Annotated in this window: 15 protein-coding genes; 9 read left to right on the top strand and 6 right to left on the bottom strand. The window is 73.5% G+C overall.

The genetic code is table 11. The annotated features are described in order from the left end of the window. Window positions 1-21: 21 nt before the first annotated feature. Window positions 22-855 (bottom strand): dimethylargininase, encoded by an 834-nt coding sequence (gene ddaH, locus ACN265_RS31560; protein WP_420118355.1) that lies wholly within the window; start codon window positions 853-855, stop codon window positions 22-24. 59 nt (window positions 856-914) lie between these two features. Between ddaH and ACN265_RS31555 the strand changes: the two genes are divergently transcribed. Next, entirely contained in the window at window positions 915-1,373 is a 459-nt protein-coding gene (locus ACN265_RS31555) for an Lrp/AsnC family transcriptional regulator (protein ID WP_204925468.1), read from the top strand. A 52-nt stretch (window positions 1,374-1,425) separates the two neighbouring features. Here the strand turns inward: ACN265_RS31555 and ACN265_RS31550 are convergent, their stop codons facing one another. The 3 genes from ACN265_RS31550 to mobA all read right to left on the bottom strand — a co-directional run bounded on the left by ACN265_RS31550 (window position 1,426) and on the right by mobA (window position 3,574). Further along, a complete protein-coding gene (locus ACN265_RS31550) occupies window positions 1,426-2,538 on the bottom strand; it encodes a T3SS (YopN, CesT) and YbjN peptide-binding chaperone 1 (RefSeq protein WP_204925469.1) in 1,113 nt (370 codons plus the stop codon). Window positions 2,539-2,678: 140 nt separating this feature from the next. Further along, entirely contained in the window at window positions 2,679-2,936 is a 258-nt protein-coding gene (locus ACN265_RS31545; RefSeq protein ID WP_088643673.1) for a DUF6457 domain-containing protein, read from the bottom strand. After that, window positions 2,933-3,574, bottom strand: a complete 642-nt coding sequence (mobA, locus tag ACN265_RS31540; protein WP_421410988.1) for a molybdenum cofactor guanylyltransferase — start codon at window positions 3,572-3,574, stop codon at window positions 2,933-2,935. Before mobA ends, ACN265_RS31545 begins: the two co-directional genes overlap by 4 nt. 241 nt (window positions 3,575-3,815) lie before the next feature. Here mobA and fdhD point away from each other — a divergent pair, with 241 nt between their 5' ends. Further along, a complete protein-coding gene (fdhD, locus tag ACN265_RS31535; RefSeq protein ID WP_421411714.1) occupies window positions 3,816-4,670 on the top strand; it encodes a formate dehydrogenase accessory sulfurtransferase FdhD in 855 nt (284 codons plus the stop codon). Between the two features lie 104 nt (window positions 4,671-4,774). On the opposite strand, the gene ACN265_RS31530 is transcribed toward fdhD, so the two are convergent. After that, on the bottom strand, window positions 4,775-5,029 hold the full coding sequence (locus ACN265_RS31530; protein WP_420119611.1) for a flavin reductase: 255 nt from the start codon (window positions 5,027-5,029) through the stop codon (window positions 4,775-4,777). Between the two features lie 811 nt (window positions 5,030-5,840). Between ACN265_RS31530 and ACN265_RS31525 the strand changes: the two genes are divergently transcribed. Next, window positions 5,841-6,635 (top strand): helix-turn-helix domain-containing protein, encoded by a 795-nt coding sequence (locus ACN265_RS31525; RefSeq protein ID WP_421410986.1) that lies wholly within the window; start codon window positions 5,841-5,843, stop codon window positions 6,633-6,635. Beyond that, a complete protein-coding gene (locus ACN265_RS31520; RefSeq protein WP_420119613.1) occupies window positions 6,632-6,823 on the top strand; it encodes a DUF397 domain-containing protein in 192 nt (63 codons plus the stop codon). The genes ACN265_RS31525 and ACN265_RS31520 overlap by 4 nt, the downstream gene beginning before the upstream one ends. Before the next feature lie 291 nt (window positions 6,824-7,114). On the opposite strand, the gene ACN265_RS31515 is transcribed toward ACN265_RS31520, so the two are convergent. Continuing rightward, entirely contained in the window at window positions 7,115-8,161 is a 1,047-nt protein-coding gene (locus ACN265_RS31515; RefSeq protein ID WP_421410984.1) for a DUF4192 domain-containing protein, read from the bottom strand. Window positions 8,162-8,314: 153 nt separating this feature from the next. Between ACN265_RS31515 and ACN265_RS31510 the strand changes: the two genes are divergently transcribed. The 5 genes from ACN265_RS31510 (at window position 8,315) to ACN265_RS31490 (ending at window position 15,067) form a co-directional block, all read left to right on the top strand. After that, window positions 8,315-9,229 carry a fructosamine kinase family protein gene (locus ACN265_RS31510; protein WP_421410983.1) on the top strand — a complete coding sequence of 305 codons (915 nt, stop codon included), beginning with the start codon at window positions 8,315-8,317 and terminating at the stop codon, window positions 9,227-9,229. Next, window positions 9,226-10,239 (top strand): GTP 3',8-cyclase MoaA, encoded by a 1,014-nt coding sequence (gene moaA / locus ACN265_RS31505; protein WP_204925476.1) that lies wholly within the window; start codon window positions 9,226-9,228, stop codon window positions 10,237-10,239. Before ACN265_RS31510 ends, moaA begins: the two co-directional genes overlap by 4 nt. 1 nt (window position 10,240) lies before the next feature. Continuing rightward, window positions 10,241-10,486 carry a MoaD/ThiS family protein gene (locus tag ACN265_RS31500; RefSeq protein WP_088643614.1) on the top strand — a complete coding sequence of 82 codons (246 nt, stop codon included), beginning with the start codon at window positions 10,241-10,243 and terminating at the stop codon, window positions 10,484-10,486. A gap of 12 nt (window positions 10,487-10,498) precedes the next feature. Then, a complete protein-coding gene (locus ACN265_RS31495) occupies window positions 10,499-11,746 on the top strand; it encodes a metallophosphoesterase (RefSeq protein WP_421410981.1) in 1,248 nt (415 codons plus the stop codon). Window positions 11,747-11,872: 126 nt separating this feature from the next. Then, window positions 11,873-15,067, top strand: a complete 3,195-nt coding sequence (locus ACN265_RS31490) for a UvrD-helicase domain-containing protein (protein ID WP_421410979.1) — start codon at window positions 11,873-11,875, stop codon at window positions 15,065-15,067. Window positions 15,068-15,101 lie beyond the last annotated feature (34 nt).

The following is a 15,101-nucleotide window of genomic DNA, read 5'->3' as shown; positions in this document are numbered from 1 at the left end:
CCCTCGTGGTGCCGGAGCCGGTCAGGGGCGCAGCTCGGCGATGCAGCACTTGACGCTGCCGCCGCCCTTCTTCAACTCGGCCAGCTCCACCGGGACCGGGGTGTAGCCGGCCGCCTTGAGCTTGCCGGCCAGCCGGGTCGCGTCGCTGTTGAGCACCACGTTCGCCCCGTCGCTGACCAGGTTCAGGCCGAAGGCCAGCGCGTCCTCGTCGTCGGCGAGCACCGCGTCGGGGAAGAGCTGGGCGAGCACCCGCTGGCTGGCCGCCGAGAACGCCCCCGGGAAGTACGCGACGTTGCCGTCGTCGATCGAGGCGAGCGCCACGTCCAGGTGGTAGAAACGCGGGTCGACCAGGCGCAGCGACACCACCGGACGCCCCAGCGCCTCCTGTGCCTCGGCGTGCGCCGGCAGCTCGGTGCGGAACCCGTGCCCGGCGAGGATCAGCCCGCCGTGCGCCTCGGGCAGGTAGGCGAAGTCGCCCTCACCCTCGTTGGTCTCGCTCGGCGCGATGAAGTGCCAGCCGTGCTTCTGGTAGAACTCCCGGTGCGCGGCGGCCTCGGCGGCCCGCTGCTCGTGCTTGAACTGCGCCCCGTAGACCGTCCCGTCCACCACGAAGGCGCCGTTGGCCGCGAAGACCATGTCCGGCAGCCCCGCCTGCGGGGTGAGCACGTGCACGTCGTGACCGAGGTCCACCAGGGTGTGCCGCAGCCGGTCCCACTGATCGACCGCCAGTGCCACGTCGACGCCGACGGTGAGGTCCATCCACGGGTTGATGGCGTACTCGACCGCGAAGTGCTCCGGGGCACACATGAGATATGTCCGCTTTCGCGGGACGCGCTGCTGGTTCACGGTCACCAAGGGTAGGTAGCGTAGAACTTTGGTAACAGCCAGAACCATTGCTTCCCCGAGGCGGAACGTTGCAGATAGACGCGGTCGACCAGCGAATCATTGCGTTGCTCGTGGCGGACGCCCGAACCTCGTACGCGGACATCGGCGCCCGGGTGTCACTCTCCGCTCCGGCGGTCAAGCGACGGGTGGACCGGCTGCGGGCCACCGGGGTGATCCGGGGCTTCACCGCCGTGGTCGACCCGGCGGCCGTCGGCTGGACCACCGAGGCGTTCGTCGAGCTGTTCTGCGCCGGCCGGACCACCCCCACCCAGCTCGGGGTGGCCGCCCGCCGGCACCCCGAGGTGGTCGGCGCGTACACCGTCTCCGGTGAGGCCGACGCGCTCGTGCACCTGCGGGCCGCCGACATCTCCCACCTGGAGGAGGCGCTCGAACGCCTGCGGGCGGAATCGTTCGTCACCTCCACCCGGAGCACCATCGTGCTGTCCCGGCTGGTCGAGTCGCCAGGCGTCGGCCCGTCCACCCCCTGACACCCGGCCGGCGCGGCGGACCGGCGCGCCTGCGGCCCGGCGCGGCGGTGGATCAGAGATACATGCCGGTGCGGTGCCCGGTGTCGCCCCGGCTCGCTTTGTCGCCCTCGCCGAAGAACCGCTTGCCGCCGAACTCGCCGTGCAACCGGTCGTCGAGTTCGTCGGCGAGCCCCGTCATCACCTGCACGGCCAGCATCAGGTGGGTGGCCTGGAAGTTGCGCCCGAAGACCGGGATGGACGCCCACACCGTGTCGTCGGCGCAGTACAACCGGCCGATCGGCATCCGGTTGGTCAGCTCGGAGAGCTTCACGTACAACCGTTCCGTCGGCTCGACCTCGGTCAGCACCGGCGAGAAGACGTCCACCAGCGGTGGATTGTCCCGCACCCGGACGAAGACCATCGCCGACCCGGCCCGGATGTTGATGTCCCCGTCGGAGTCGATCTGGAGGTGCTCGGAGGTCGACTTGAGCATCGTCGACACCACCGTCCGGACCCGCTCGGGCAGGTCCAGCACCTCCTGATCTTCGCTCTGGGCGTTCGCGGCGGCGGCCAGCGCCTCGTCCAGGTCGGCCTCGACGTCCCGGTCGGGGCCGAACTCGCTGCGTGCGGTGCCGAGCGCCTCGATCGGCAACGGCTCCCCCTCGGCGTCCTGGCTGAGATAGACCAGGAAGGCCGGGTGCGGTGCGCCGTACACGTCGCGCAGGGTGCGGGAGAGCAGCCCGGCCAGCTTGCTGGCGTCCCCGGTCGACCCGTCCAGGCCGAAGCGCTCGCCGGAGCCGGCCACCACGCCGGGCGGCGACCAGCCGAGCGCGATCATGTCGGCCACCGCGGCACGGTCCAGCCGGAAGCCCTGCGGCAGGGTGGCGTTGCCGACCGCCCGCGCGGACAGCCGTCCCTGCTCACCTACGGCCACACTGATCGAGTAGACGGCGTCGCCGGTGCCGGAGGCGGTCGGGTCCAGGGTCACTTCGAGCTGCGCCCCGGTGGGCAGTTCGCGCAGCCGTTCGGCGAGCGCCCGGGCGAACTCCCGCCACGCCTCGGTGACCTTGGCCCGCAGGTCGGCCGTGCTCGGCTCGTCCAGCAGGACCGACTCGTGGTGGTCGTGGTGCGCCGGCGAGGTGCCGGGCTGGTCACCGGTCGGCTTCGAGGGGTGGTCCGCCGTCATGATCGCCTCCATCCGTCAAGGTCACCCTACCCAGGCGGGCCGGAGAACGAATCCACCGCGACCGGCATCGGACACCGCCGCCCGCCGCCCTTCGCCAAGGCACGGCGGACCGGATCGTGCGCCGGGGTCCGCCCGGTCGGTCAGGAGGCGGGGCGCTCGCCGCCCAGCTCCACCGGCCACTGGGCGGCCAGCCCGGTGAGCCGGGCCGCCGCCGCTGCCGGGTCCGCGCCGCGTCCGACCGCCACCCCCAGCAGGTACGCGGTGACCGGCGCACCCGGCCGTAGCACCTGGTGCGCGACGTCCCTGGCCAGGTCCAGCACCGTCGGCACCGGCACCTCGGCCGGGTCGAGACCCAGCTCGGCGCAGGCTGCCGTCACCCAGTCGTCCAGCACGGTCATCGCGTCCACTCCTCCGCCCGGCGTACGTCGGAGTCAGTGTCGCAGTCGAACCACGGTGGCGGGCCGGCAGCGGACCAGGCCAACTCGCGTACCGTCAGCTCCCCCAGCAGTTCCCGCATGGACGCCCCGGCGAGCGCGGCGGCTCCCCGGGGCCGCCCGGGGACGGGCTCGGAACGGCGGGCGGCGACCCGGTCCAGCGCGGCGCGTAGCGTCGGCACCCGCCACACCCCGCACAGCGGCTGGCGTCGCCCCCGGTCGTCGACCAGGCAGACACCGTCCGCCGCCGCCGGACCGGCTTCGGCGGCGAGCGTGTCGAGCAGCGCGCCGACGGCCGGGCGGGTGAGCAGCGGCAGGTCGGCGGCGAGCAGGGCGACGACCGCCGGACCGGGACCGAGCAGGGCCAGCCCGGCGGACGTGGCGGCCACCGGCCCCCCACCGGCCGGTTCCTCCCGGGTCACCAGGACGTCGGCCGGCAGCGCACCACCCGGCCCGACCAGCACCCGGGGTACGGCGTCGGCGACGGCGGCGAGCACCAGGTCCCGCATCGGCCGGCCGTGCACCGGCACCGCCGGCTTGTCCCGCCCACCCATCCGGCGGGCCGCCCCACCGGCCAGCACCACCGCCGCGTACGCCGTCACCCGGCCACGGTAGCCGCCGGGCCCGGCCTTCGTGCTCCGCTCGCGCGGCCTCCCGGTTCCGTCCCGTCCCCGGTTGCCGGGCCGACGCCCGCTGCCGGCGGCCGGGGACTACCGGGTGGTGTCGGTGGCCGGGGACTGCCGGGCGGTGCCGGCGGCCGGGGAGTGCCGGGTGGGCGCGGTGGGGACCGCAGCCAGGGTGGTCACCGTGCGGGGGGCCGGGCGGGCGGGGCAGGATGGCGGGATGGGACGGGCCACTGACCGGCGAAGCGTGCTCCGGATCGACCTCGACGCGGCGGACGACGCCCGGGTGGCGCTGCGCCGGCCGGACACGCTCGCCGTGGAGGAACCGCTGGAGATCCGGGTCGGCCCCGGCGGGCCGGGTCGACGCCGCCCGCTGGCGGTGACCATGCGTACCCCCGGTGACGACCTCGACCTGGCCATCGGCTTCCTGCTGACCGAGGGGCTGATCCGCAGCGACGCCGACGTGCACACCGCCCAGCTCTGCTCCGGGGCGGCAACACCCAACACGTACAACGTGGTCGACGTGGTGCTCTCCCCCGGCGTGCCGGCACCGGCGACGGACCCGGCGCGCAACTTCTACACCACCAGCTCCTGCGGGGTGTGCGGAAAGGCCAGCATCGACGCGGTGCGCACCCGCTCCCGGTTCACCGTCGCCGACGACCCGCTCACCGTGCCGGCGACGCTGCTGGCGGAGCTGCCCGACCGGCTGCGCGCGGCGCAGCGCGCGTTCGACCGCACCGGCGGCCTGCACGCGGCGGGCCTGTTCACTCCCGACGGCGAACTGGTGGTGCTGCGCGAGGACGTCGGGCGGCACAACGCGGTGGACAAGGTGGTCGGCTGGGCGGTCCGGCAGCGGCGGCTGCCGCTGTCCGGGCACCTGCTGATGGTGTCCGGCCGGGCGAGCTTCGAGCTGACGCAGAAGGCGTGGATGGCCGGGCTGCCGCTGCTGGCGGCGGTCTCCGCGCCGAGCACCCTCGCCGCCGACCTGGCCGACGAGGCGGGGCTGACCCTGGTCGGCTTCCTCCGTGGCCGGACCATGAACGTCTACACCGGCAGCCACCGCGTCACCCCCTGAACCCGCAGCTCCTGCCCCGGTCGGCGGCTCAGACACGGGTCGGCGGATGCCGGTTCCAGCGGCGGCACGGCGATCCGGCTGCGGCACGGCGACCGGGAAAGGGGTCAGCGGTCCGGCGGGCGGACCCAGGTGAGGAAGCGGTCGGTCACGTCGATCCGGCGACCGTTGTCGAGCTGCGTCAGGTGTTCGGTCGCCTCCACCGACAGGCTGGCCAGTAGGGCGAGCAGTCCGGGCCGGTCGCCGTCGTACCTGGCGAGGAGAGCGAGTTTCGCCTCCCCGCACGGCCACGGGTTCGCGTCGACCCGGCACAGCCAGATCGGTCGCAGCGGCGTGTGCCGGCCGGGCAGCGGCCCGGTCACGGTGTCCCCGCCGACCGGGACGCCCGTGCCCGACCGGGCCGCGCGTCCCGGGGGACCGCCGTCCCCCGCCGCGAGACCGTCGCCCCACCCCGCCGGGCCGGGGGAGCCGGGACAGTCCGGGCGGGGGCGCGGTCCGACTGCGGGGCTGGCCGGCGCGCACCCGCCGGCATCAGGAACAGGGTCCTCCGCCGCACTGCGTCGCCGACAGCATTCAGCTGGTATGCATCGATCCACACCCATCCGTCGTACGTGTGCCAGTCGGCCAGCACCCGGATGACCCGGACCGTGATCGGCCGGATGAACTGCACGCTGGCGGTACGCGACAGGTGCAGCACCTCGCCCGGCCTGAGCTGCGGGGCGGTCACCTGGGCCCCTGGTTCCGGCTGAACGCCCAGCGGTGCGTCGGCACGATGCCGGTCATCCGCCCCGGCCCCCGGTACGGCGGGACGAACGGCCCGATCGGTCCCGGCACGATCGGGCGCGCGGGCGGCCCGGGTTCGGGCGCGGGCGTCGGGTCGGGTACGGGCTTCGGCCTCTGCTCGGGTTTCGGCTTCTCCCTGGGCACGGCGTCTCCTCTGCGTCGGTGTGTCCGCGTCGGGTGGAGGAGGGGCCGGCCGCCCTTCCACGGACGGCCCCTCCGGCAGACGCCGCCGCCAGCCCTCGACCACTACCGACAGCGCCGCCCCGGTGACACTCTGATGTGGAGGCCACTAGTCTCGGAAGGTGCGATGGGGGTTCGGGCTGAGCCGGATGAGGAACCGCCGAGCAGGTGGCGGCATGAATAGTCGATCTTCAGATTGGGGCGCCGTGCATGGCTGACGTACCAGATCCGCTCGCCGACTTCGTCGTTGCCGAGATCCGCCGTGCCCGGGGTGCCGCCGGCATGACGCAGGAGACGTTCGGGCGGGGCGCCGGATTCAGCGCATCGCACGTCAGTGCCGTCGAGGGGGGCACCCGGGCGCTGACCCTGGACTTCGTCAAGGGAGCTGACCGGGCGCTCAGCACCGGTGGGCTCTTCGAGCGGCTGGTGAGCAAGCTCGGCACACCATCGTGGTTCCTGCCGTGGCTCGACGCCGAACGCAACGCGACCCAACTCAGGTATTTCGAGCCGAACCTGATTCCCGGCCTACTACAAACCGAGGCCTACGCCCGCGCGGTGCTGAGACTCGATCCGCGTCTGACCGACAGCGAAGTGGATCGTCGAGTGGCGGCACGCCTGGAACGACAGCACGTCCTGGACCGGGTTGACCCACCCCAGCTCGTCGCGGTGATCGACGGAGGTGCAGTCCAGCGCGCCGGTGAGGGCTTCGAGAAACTGATGGCCGAGCAACTCGACCACCTTGTAGCTTGTGCGGAACGACCGAATATCAGCATCCACATCGTGCCCGCCGACGTTGTTTTCTATGCAGGGCTTTCCGGCCCACTGTCGCTCGCGCATCTGGGTGATGGCGGTTGGGTTGGACACCTCGAAAGCCAGTTGGGCGGCAATGTCCTGAGCCAGCCGGCAGACCTGGCTACGCTCTTCGAGCGGTGGGAGAGCATCCGGAACGAGGCGCTACCACGACGACAGTCGTTAGACCTGATCATGGGAGTTACAGGCCAATGAACCTGACTGATGCACGGTGGCGGAAGTCCACCCGAAGTGGCACCAGCGGTGGGAACTGTGTCGAGGTTGCCGACAACCTTCCCGGCGCGGTCGCCGTACGGGACTCCAAGGACCCGGACGGGCCGGCCCTGACGTTCGCCCCCACCTCGTGGCGCACGTTCGTCGCCGGGCTGGCCGATCGCGCCTGACCGACCTGCCCGGTGACATGCCTGCCCCGAGATCCGGGGCAGGCATCTCGCGTCAGGGAAGGACCCGGCATACCGCCTCTGAACTGCCCGACCCGGTCGGTGGAGAGCATGGGGCGGCTATCACTCCGAGCAGGTGTCGACCGTCTCCGCTCCAACACCATGCCACTGACAGCCGTATTCCTGTCAGGCATAAATATGACTGCCAGTCATATCTCTCCCCGAGACCACCTAGCCCCGACCATCCTCACCGGCAGTGACCCCGCTACCGGCCGGGCCATCGAGGCCGGCTGGTCAGCGGGGGCGGCGGGGCCGGCGACGGCGGCGGCGCAGCACCTCCGGCTCGGTCACGGCCGGCCACCCGTCCAGGTCGGACGGCGGCACCCCACGCCGCAGCAGATCGTCGAGGAGCCGGGCGAGGGTGTAGTCGGGGCGGACGGTCAGCGCCCGCTCCAGGGCCACGGCGGCGAGCGCGCCCTGGCCGGCCCGCCACGCGGCGAAGGCGAGCAGGCAGGCGGGGGCGGGGACCAACTCCTCCTCGGCACGGCGCAGCACCTCACCCCAGAAGGCGATGTCCTCCTCCCGGCCGTCGGTGCGTTCCCACGCGTGGTCGCGTACCGGCAGGTGGGTCAGGAGCAGGGTCAGCCAGGCCACCTCATCGTCGGTGAGCCGGTCGCCGCGCCGGTGCCGACGTTGCGCCTGGCGTACCGCTGTGGTGCCGGCCCTGCTGATGGCCCGCTCGCCGGACTCGTCAGTGGCCGGGGCCGCCTCCAGCAGGCCCAGCAGGCGGCGTTCGGCCCGGTCACCGGCCCGGCGCAGGGCGACCGGGTCGACGCTCCCGGCAGGGGCGACCTGCGCGGCGAGTGCCGCCCGGTCGGGGAGGGCCACCTGACCGGCGTAGACCGCGGCGGCAGCGACCTGGCTGGCGTCCGGGTCGTACGGGGTGCCGTCGGGTGGGCAGCAGTCCGGCGCTTCGCAGAGGTAGGACCAGTAGCGGCGACCGGTCACCCGCAGCGCGTCGAGCACGGGCAGGCCGAGGTCGACCAGCGCCGACCGGACGGCGTCCACCGCCGGGGTGACCCGTTCGGGCGGGCCGAAGCCGATGACCGTGGTGGATTCGGCGTCCTGCCGGCCGATCACGTCGCCGAGATGTCGCGCCGGCAGGGCCGGGTCGGTGCCCGGTCCGGGCAGGTCGGCGCGGGCGGCGAAGACGATCCGCCGGCCCCGCATCGCCACCACCACGATGCTGTCGACGGGGTGGAAGCCGATCAGGTACGGCACGGCGGTGATCAGGTCGGCGGGTGAGCGGACGGTGAGCCGGGGGCGGTCGGTCGCGTTCATGTCCGGCAGCCTGCGGCGGGCGGCCACAGCGCCGACAGTCCCTGTGGACGACACACGGGTTATCCACAGATACGGAGAGTATTTGCCCAGGTCACCGCGATTCCGAAGGTTGTGCGGCCCACCGGGGTCGGTCCGAGCGGCTACCTTGCGCTCATGGACCTGGCGTACCTGCGGGCGCACCCGGAGCACCTGCCCACCTTCCTGACCCACCAGCGCATCCGGGAGACCCCGGTGGCGGGCGGGGACAGCTGCGTGGCCTCCCGGTTGACCCTGGACGACGGCCACTCGGTCTTCACCAAGACCTGGCCGGAGCGGGCCGGTCGACCCGTACCGGCGGGCTTCTTCGACACCGAGGCCACCGGGCTGCGCTGGCTGCGGGAGGCCGGCGCGGTGGCCGTACCGGAGGTGGTGGTGGCGCTGCCGGAGCTGTTGGCGCTCGACTGGGTCGACCCCGGCGAGCCGACGCCCGGGGCGGCCGAGCGGTTCGGCCGGGAGCTGGCCGGCACGCACCGGGCCGGCGCGGACCGGTTCGGGGCGGCCTGGCCCGGGTTCATCGGCACCCTCACGCAGGACAACACCCCGGACGACGGGCCGTGGCCGGAGTGGTTCGCCCGGCGGCGGCTCCTGCCGTACCTGCGGATGTCGGTCGACGGCGGTGCCCTCGACGGCCCGGACGCCGCGCTGGTCGAGCAGGTGGTGACGCGGATCGGCGAGTTCGGCGGCGACGAGCCCCCGACCCGGCTGCACGGCGACCTGTGGCCGGGCAACCTGCTCTGGGGCGCGGACGGGCGGGTGTGGCTGGTCGACCCGGCGGCGCACGGCGGGCACCGGGAGACCGACCTGGCCCAGCTCGCGCTGTTCGGTGGCCCGCCGCACCACGACCGGATCATGGCCGGCTACCGGGAGGCGTGGCCGCTGGCCGACGGGTGGCGGGAACGGGTGCCACTGCACCAGCTGCACCTACTGCTCGTGCACACCGCCCTGTTCGGTGGGGCGTACCGCGATGCGGTCGTCGGTGCCGCCCGAGCGGCGCTGCGGGGTGTCGGCCGCGCTACGGTCGACGGATGACCGCCGCCCCGACGACCGCCGGCGTCCTCGTCGACCGGTACGGCCGGATCGCCCGGGACCTACGCGTGTCGCTGACCGACAAGTGCAACCTGCGCTGCACCTACTGCATGCCAGCCGAAGGGCTGCCCTGGCTGGCCGGGCCGCAACTGCTCACCGACGCGGAGATCGTGCGGCTGGTCCGGGTCGCGGTGCAGCGGCTGGGGGTGACCGAGGTGCGGTTCACCGGGGGCGAGCCGCTGATCCGGCCGGGGCTGGTCGGCATCGTCGCCGCCGTGGCCGCGCTCACCCCCCGCCCCCGGATCTCGGTGACCACCAACGGGCTCGGCCTGGACCGGCTCGCCCCGGCGCTGCGCGAGGCCGGGCTGGACCGGGTGAACGTGTCGCTGGACACCCTCGATGCGGCCCGGTTCGCCGCGTTGACCCGGCGGGACCGGCTCGGCGACGTGCTCGCCGGGTTGGCCGGCGCCGCCGCCGCCGGGCTCGCCCCGGTGAAGGTCAACGCGGTGCTGATGCGCGGGGTCAACGACGACGAGGCACCGGCGTTGCTGCGGTTCGCCCTCGACCACGGCTACGAGCTGCGGTTCATCGAGCAGATGCCGTTGGACGCCCAGCACGGCTGGGACCGGGCCACCATGGTCACCGCCGACGAGATCCTGACGTCGCTGGCCGCCGAGTTCGCCCTCACCCCCGACCCGGCGCACCGGGGCGCCGCACCAGCCGAAACCTGGCTGGTCGGCGGCGGGCCGGCGCGGGTCGGCGTGATCGGCACGGTGACCCGGCCGTTCTGCGGCGACTGCGACCGGACCCGGCTCACCGCCGACGGTCAGCTCCGCAACTGCCTGTTCGCCACCGAGGAGTCCGACCTGCGTGGCGCGCTGCGGGCCGGCGCGGACGACGCCGACATCGCCCGCCGCTGGCAGGCCGCCACGGTGGTCAAACGGGCCGGGCACGGCATCGACGACCCGACGTTCCTGCAACCCGTCCGGCCCATGTCGGCGATCGGAGGCTGAGGTGGACCTCACCGTCCGGTACTTCGCCGGGGCGCGGGCCGCCGCCGGCCGCAGCGAGGAGACCGCATCCGCCGGCCGGCCGCTCGACGAACTGCTCGGTGAACTCGCACACCGGCACGGCCCCCGGCTGGCCGCGGTGCTCCAGGTGGCGAGTTTCCTGGTCGACGGCGTGGCCTGCCATGATCGTCAGACACCGTTGCCGGCCGGGGCCACGATCGACGTGCTGCCCCCCTTCGCGGGCGGCTGAGGAAGGGCTGCCGTGTTGGCGATTCTGGGGTTCGTGGGCACGATCGGCCTGATCACCGGCCTGATCCACTTCTACCTGTGGAAGCGGCTGGTCAAGGACACCACCGGGCCGGGCCGGTGGCGGCGGGTCGGCACTGTCGTCGCGCTGGTGCTGGCGGTGCTCGTCCCCGCGACGATGGCGGGCACCCAGATCGCCGGGGCGTTCTGGCTGGCCTGGCCCGGTTACCTCTGGCTCGCGGTGATGTTCTACCTGCTGATCGTGCTGTTGGTGCTGGAGGTGCCGATGGCGGTGGCCCGGCTGGTGCTGCGTCGTCGCAGCGCCGCCGCCGAGGCGACCACCGCCGCCCCGGAACCGGCGCTGGTCGGCGCGGCCGGCAGCGCGGACCCGCCGGCCGCCGAGGCGGTGGACCGCCCCGACCACGACGAGTCCCGGCGGTTGCTGCTCGCCCGGGGGGCCGCCATCTTCGCCGGGCTCACCGCCGCCGGCATCACCGGGTACGGGGTCCGCACCGCGGTGGGTCCGCCACAGCTCGACCGGGTACGCATCCCGCTGGCGAAGCTCCCCCGCAGCATGGACGGGCTGCGCATCGCCACCGTGTCCGACATCCACCTCGGCCCGTTGCGCGGTCGGGCGCACACCGAGCGGATCGTCGCCATGATCAACCGACTGGACGCCGATCTGGTCGCGGTCGTCGGTGACCTCGTCGACGGCTCGGTCGCCGAGTTGGGCGAGGCCGCCGAACCGCTGCGTGACCTGCGTTCCCGCTACGGCAGCTTCTTCGTCACCGGCAACCACGAGTACTACTCCGGGGTCGAGGAGTGGGTGGCCGAGGTCGACCGGCTCGGCCTGCGGGTGCTGCAGAACGAGCGGCAGGAGATCCGGGCCCGGGGCGGGGTGCTCGACCTGGCCGGGATCAACGACGTCACCGCCGACGGCACCGGCGTCGCCGGCCCTGCCGACTTCACCGCCGCGCTCGGCGGCCGGGACGTCAGCCGCCCGGTGGTGCTGCTCGCCCACCAGCCGATCGCCGTGCACGAGGCGGCGAAGTTCGGCGTCGACCTGCAACTGTCCGGGCACACCCACGGTGGGCAGCTCGCGCCGTTCAACCTGGCCGTCAAGCTTCAGCAGCCGGTGGTCTCCGGCCTCGGTGAGGTCGACGGCACCAAGGTCTACGTCACCAACGGGGCCGGTTTCTGGGGCCCTCCGGTCCGTGTGGGCGCACCGCCGCAGGTGACCCTGGTCGAGCTACGCGCCCCGTGACCTGCCCGGATGGCGGACGGTCCCGCTCATACCGCGTCCGACGGGTGGAGTCCAGCACCGGATTGCTCTCCTCACGCGTACGCGTGGCGGCGGGCGGGTAGTGGACCGGTCGTGACAGGATGCGGCGTGCCTCCGTTCAGCGCCGCTCCCCCTGGTGGCGTCCCGCCGTTCGTCGCGGACCTGCACATCCACTCGAAGTACTCCCGCGCGTGCAGCCGCGATCTCACCCTGCCCAACCTCGGTTGGTGGGCCCGACGCAAGGGCATCGGGGTGCTCGGCACCGGGGACTTCACCCATCCCGCCTGGTACGACCACCTGCGGGAGACCCTGCAACCGGCCGAGCCCGGCCTGTACCGGCTCGGCCCGGAGGCCGAGGCGGACATCGCTCGGCGACTGCCGCCCCGGCTGGCCGACGCGGCGGAGGCGGACCCGGTCCGGTTCATGCTGAGCGTGGAGATCTCCACGATCTACAAGCGGGACGACCGGACCCGCAAGGTGCACCACCTGATCTACCTGCCCGACCTGGACGCGGTGGCCCGGTTCAACACCGCGCTGGGCCGGATCGGCAACCTCGGCTCGGACGGCCGGCCGATCCTCGGTCTGGACTCCCGGGACCTGCTGGAGATCACCCTCGACGCCAGTCCGGACGGCTACCTGGTGCCGGCGCACATCTGGACGCCGTGGTTCTCCGCGCTCGGCTCGAAGTCCGGCTTCGACGCGATCGCCGACTGCTACGCCGACCTGGCCGAGCACGTCTTCGCGGTGGAGACCGGGCTCTCCTCCGACCCGGCGATGAACTGGCGGGTCGGCAGCCTGGACCGTTACCGGCTGGTCTCCAACTCCGACGCGCACTCCCCGCCGGCCCTGGCCCGGGAGGCCACCGTCTTCTCGTCGGCCCGTGACTACTTCGCCATCCGGGACGCGCTGCGGACCGGTGACGGGCTGGCCGGGACGATCGAGTTCTTCCCCGAGGAGGGCAAGTACCACGCCGACGGGCACCGGCTCTGCGGCGTCAACTGGTCGCCGGAGCGGACCCGGGCGGCCGGCGGACGCTGCCCGGAGTGCGGCAAGCCGCTGACCGTGGGGGTGCTCAGCCGGGTCGAGGAGCTGGCCGACCGGCCGGACGGGCACCGACCGGAGCACGCCCGCGAGGTGACCCACCTGGTGCCGCTGGCCGAGATCCTCGGTGAGATCAACAAGGTGGGGCCCCGGTCCAAGAAGGTCGAGGGGAAGCTCAACGAGCTGGTCGCCGCGCTCGGCCCGGAGCTGGAGATCCTCACCCGTACCCCGGTCGACGAGATCGGCCGGGTGGGCGGGGAACTGCTCGCCGAGGGCATCGGCCGGTTGCGCCGGGGCGACGTGCGCCGGATCCCCGGCTTCGACGGCGAGTACGGCGTGATCACCCTCTTCGACCCCGCCGAGCTGGGCGGGGCCGCCGGAGCGGGGCAGGAGACGCTGTTCGACGTACCGGTGCCGGCGCAGCGCAGGCCGACGGAGCCGGCGGCGAAACCGAAGGCCAAGCGGCCGGCGGCGGCGAAGGCCGAGCCGAAGCCGAAGCCCGCGCCGACCCCGCCGCCGCCACCGATCGCCTCGACCCCCTCGCCGCACGAGCCGTTCGAACCGATGCTCGCCGGGATGGAGGAGGTCGGCACCGGCCTGCTCGACCGGCTGGACGCGATGCAGCGGGTGGCCGCCTCCGCGCCCGGCGGCCCGCTGCTGATCGTGGCCGGGCCGGGCACCGGCAAGACCCGTACGCTGACCCACCGGATCGCCTACCTCTGCGCCGAACTGAACGTCTTCCCCGAGCAGTGCCTGGCGATCACCTTCACCCGGCGGGCCGCCGAGGAGCTGCGGCACCGGCTCGACGGGCTACTCGGCCCGGTCGCCGAGGACGTCACCGTCGGCACCTTCCACTCGCTCGGGCTGGCCATCCTGCGGGAGAACGCCGCCGCGGCCGGCCTGCCGGAGGGCTTCCGGATCGCCGACGACGCCGAACGTGCCGCCGCCCGGACGGAGGCCGGCGACGACCAGGCCCGCTACACCGCGCTGCTGCGCAAGCAGGACCTGGTCGACCTGGACGAGCTGCTGACCCTGCCGGTCGCGCTGCTCAAGGACGACAAGAAGCTGGTCCGGGACTACCGGGAACGCTGGCGGTGGATCTTCGTCGACGAGTACCAGGACGTCGACGCCGTGCAGTACGACCTGCTGCGGCTGCTCAGCCCCGCCGACGGCAACCTCTGCGCGATCGGCGACCCGGACCAGGCGATCTACTCGTTCCGGGGTGCCGACGTCGGCTACTTCCTGCGCTTCTCCGAGGACTTCACCGACGCCCGGCTGGTCCGGCTCAACCGCAACTACCGATCGTCGGCACCGATCCTGGCCGCCGCCGTCCAGGCCATCGCGCCGTCGTCGCTGGTCCGGGGCCGCCGGCTCGACCCGGCCCGGCTCGACCCGGAGGCCCCGCTGGTCGGCCGCTACCCGGCGGCGTCCGTCGCCGACGAGGCCGACTTCGTGGTACGCACCGTCGACGACCTGGTCGGCGGCCTCTCCCACCGGTCGTTGGACTCCGGACGCATCGACGGCCGGTCCACCAGCCTGTCCTTCTCCGACATCGCGGTGCTCTACCGTACCGACGCGCAGGCCGCCCCGATCGTGGACGCGCTGGCCAGGGCCAACATCCCGGTGCAGAAGCGGTCGCACGACCGGCTCCGGGACCGGCCCGGCGTCCTCGCGATCGCCCGGGAACTGCGGCACGCCGACGGCTCCACCGGCGGGCTGCCCGCCCGGGTCCGGGCCGCCGGTCAGGTGCTCGCCGAACGGTTCGCCGCCCCCACCCTGGACGCCGCCGGCACCGTACGCCCCGAGGACGTGCGGACCGCCGTCGACCTGCTCGCCCCGCTGGCCCGACGCTGCGGCGACGACCTGGAACTCTTCCTCTCCCAGCTCGCCACCGGGGCCGAGGTGGACGCGTTGGACCCGCGCGCCGAGGCGGTCACCCTGCTCACCCTGCACGCCGCGAAGGGGCTGGAGTTCCCGGTGGTCTTCCTGGTCGGCGTCGAGGACGGTCTGTTGCCGCTGCGCTGGCCCGGCTCGACACCCGACGACGACGCGATCGCCGAGGAGCGGCGGCTCTTCTTCGTCGGGCTGACCCGCGCGCAGGACCGCCTCTACGTCAGCCATGCCGCCCGCCGGGTCCGGCACGGAACGGAACGCGACTGCCGACCGTCGCCGTTCCTGGACGTGGTCGACCCTGGTCTGTTCGAACGGTTCGGCGAGGCCGAGCCACGCCGCCCCAAGGACCGTCAGCTCCGCCTGATCTGACCGTCGACCGGCCTACGGGGTCGAGGTAGCGGTA

Origin of the sequence: Micromonospora sp. WMMD730 (assembly GCF_049178955.1) — a bacterium.
GTDB classification, from domain to species: Bacteria; Actinomycetota; Actinomycetes; order Mycobacteriales; family Micromonosporaceae; genus Micromonospora; species Micromonospora wenchangensis.
This window is presented reverse-complemented; position numbering and strand designations above follow the sequence as displayed.

What these genes read in the sequence shown, in the direction of transcription:
- ACN265_RS31550 (WP_204925469.1), bottom strand. Translation starts at nt 2,538, where the DNA reads ATGACGGCGGACCACCCCTCGAAGCCGACCGGTGACCAGCCCGGCACC.
- ACN265_RS31545 (WP_088643673.1), bottom strand. Translation starts at nt 2,936, where the DNA reads ATGACCGTGCTGGACGACTGGGTGACGGCAGCCTGCGCCGAGCTGGGT.
- fdhD (WP_421411714.1), top strand. Translation starts at nt 3,816, where the DNA reads ATGGGACGGGCCACTGACCGGCGAAGCGTGCTCCGGATCGACCTCGAC.
- ACN265_RS31525 (WP_421410986.1), top strand. Translation starts at nt 5,841, where the DNA reads ATGGCTGACGTACCAGATCCGCTCGCCGACTTCGTCGTTGCCGAGATC.
- ACN265_RS31520 (WP_420119613.1), top strand. Translation starts at nt 6,632, where the DNA reads ATGAACCTGACTGATGCACGGTGGCGGAAGTCCACCCGAAGTGGCACC.
- ACN265_RS31515 (WP_421410984.1), bottom strand. Translation starts at nt 8,161, where the DNA reads ATGAACGCGACCGACCGCCCCCGGCTCACCGTCCGCTCACCCGCCGAC.
- ACN265_RS31510 (WP_421410983.1), top strand. Translation starts at nt 8,315, where the DNA reads ATGGACCTGGCGTACCTGCGGGCGCACCCGGAGCACCTGCCCACCTTC.
- moaA (WP_204925476.1), top strand. Translation starts at nt 9,226, where the DNA reads ATGACCGCCGCCCCGACGACCGCCGGCGTCCTCGTCGACCGGTACGGC.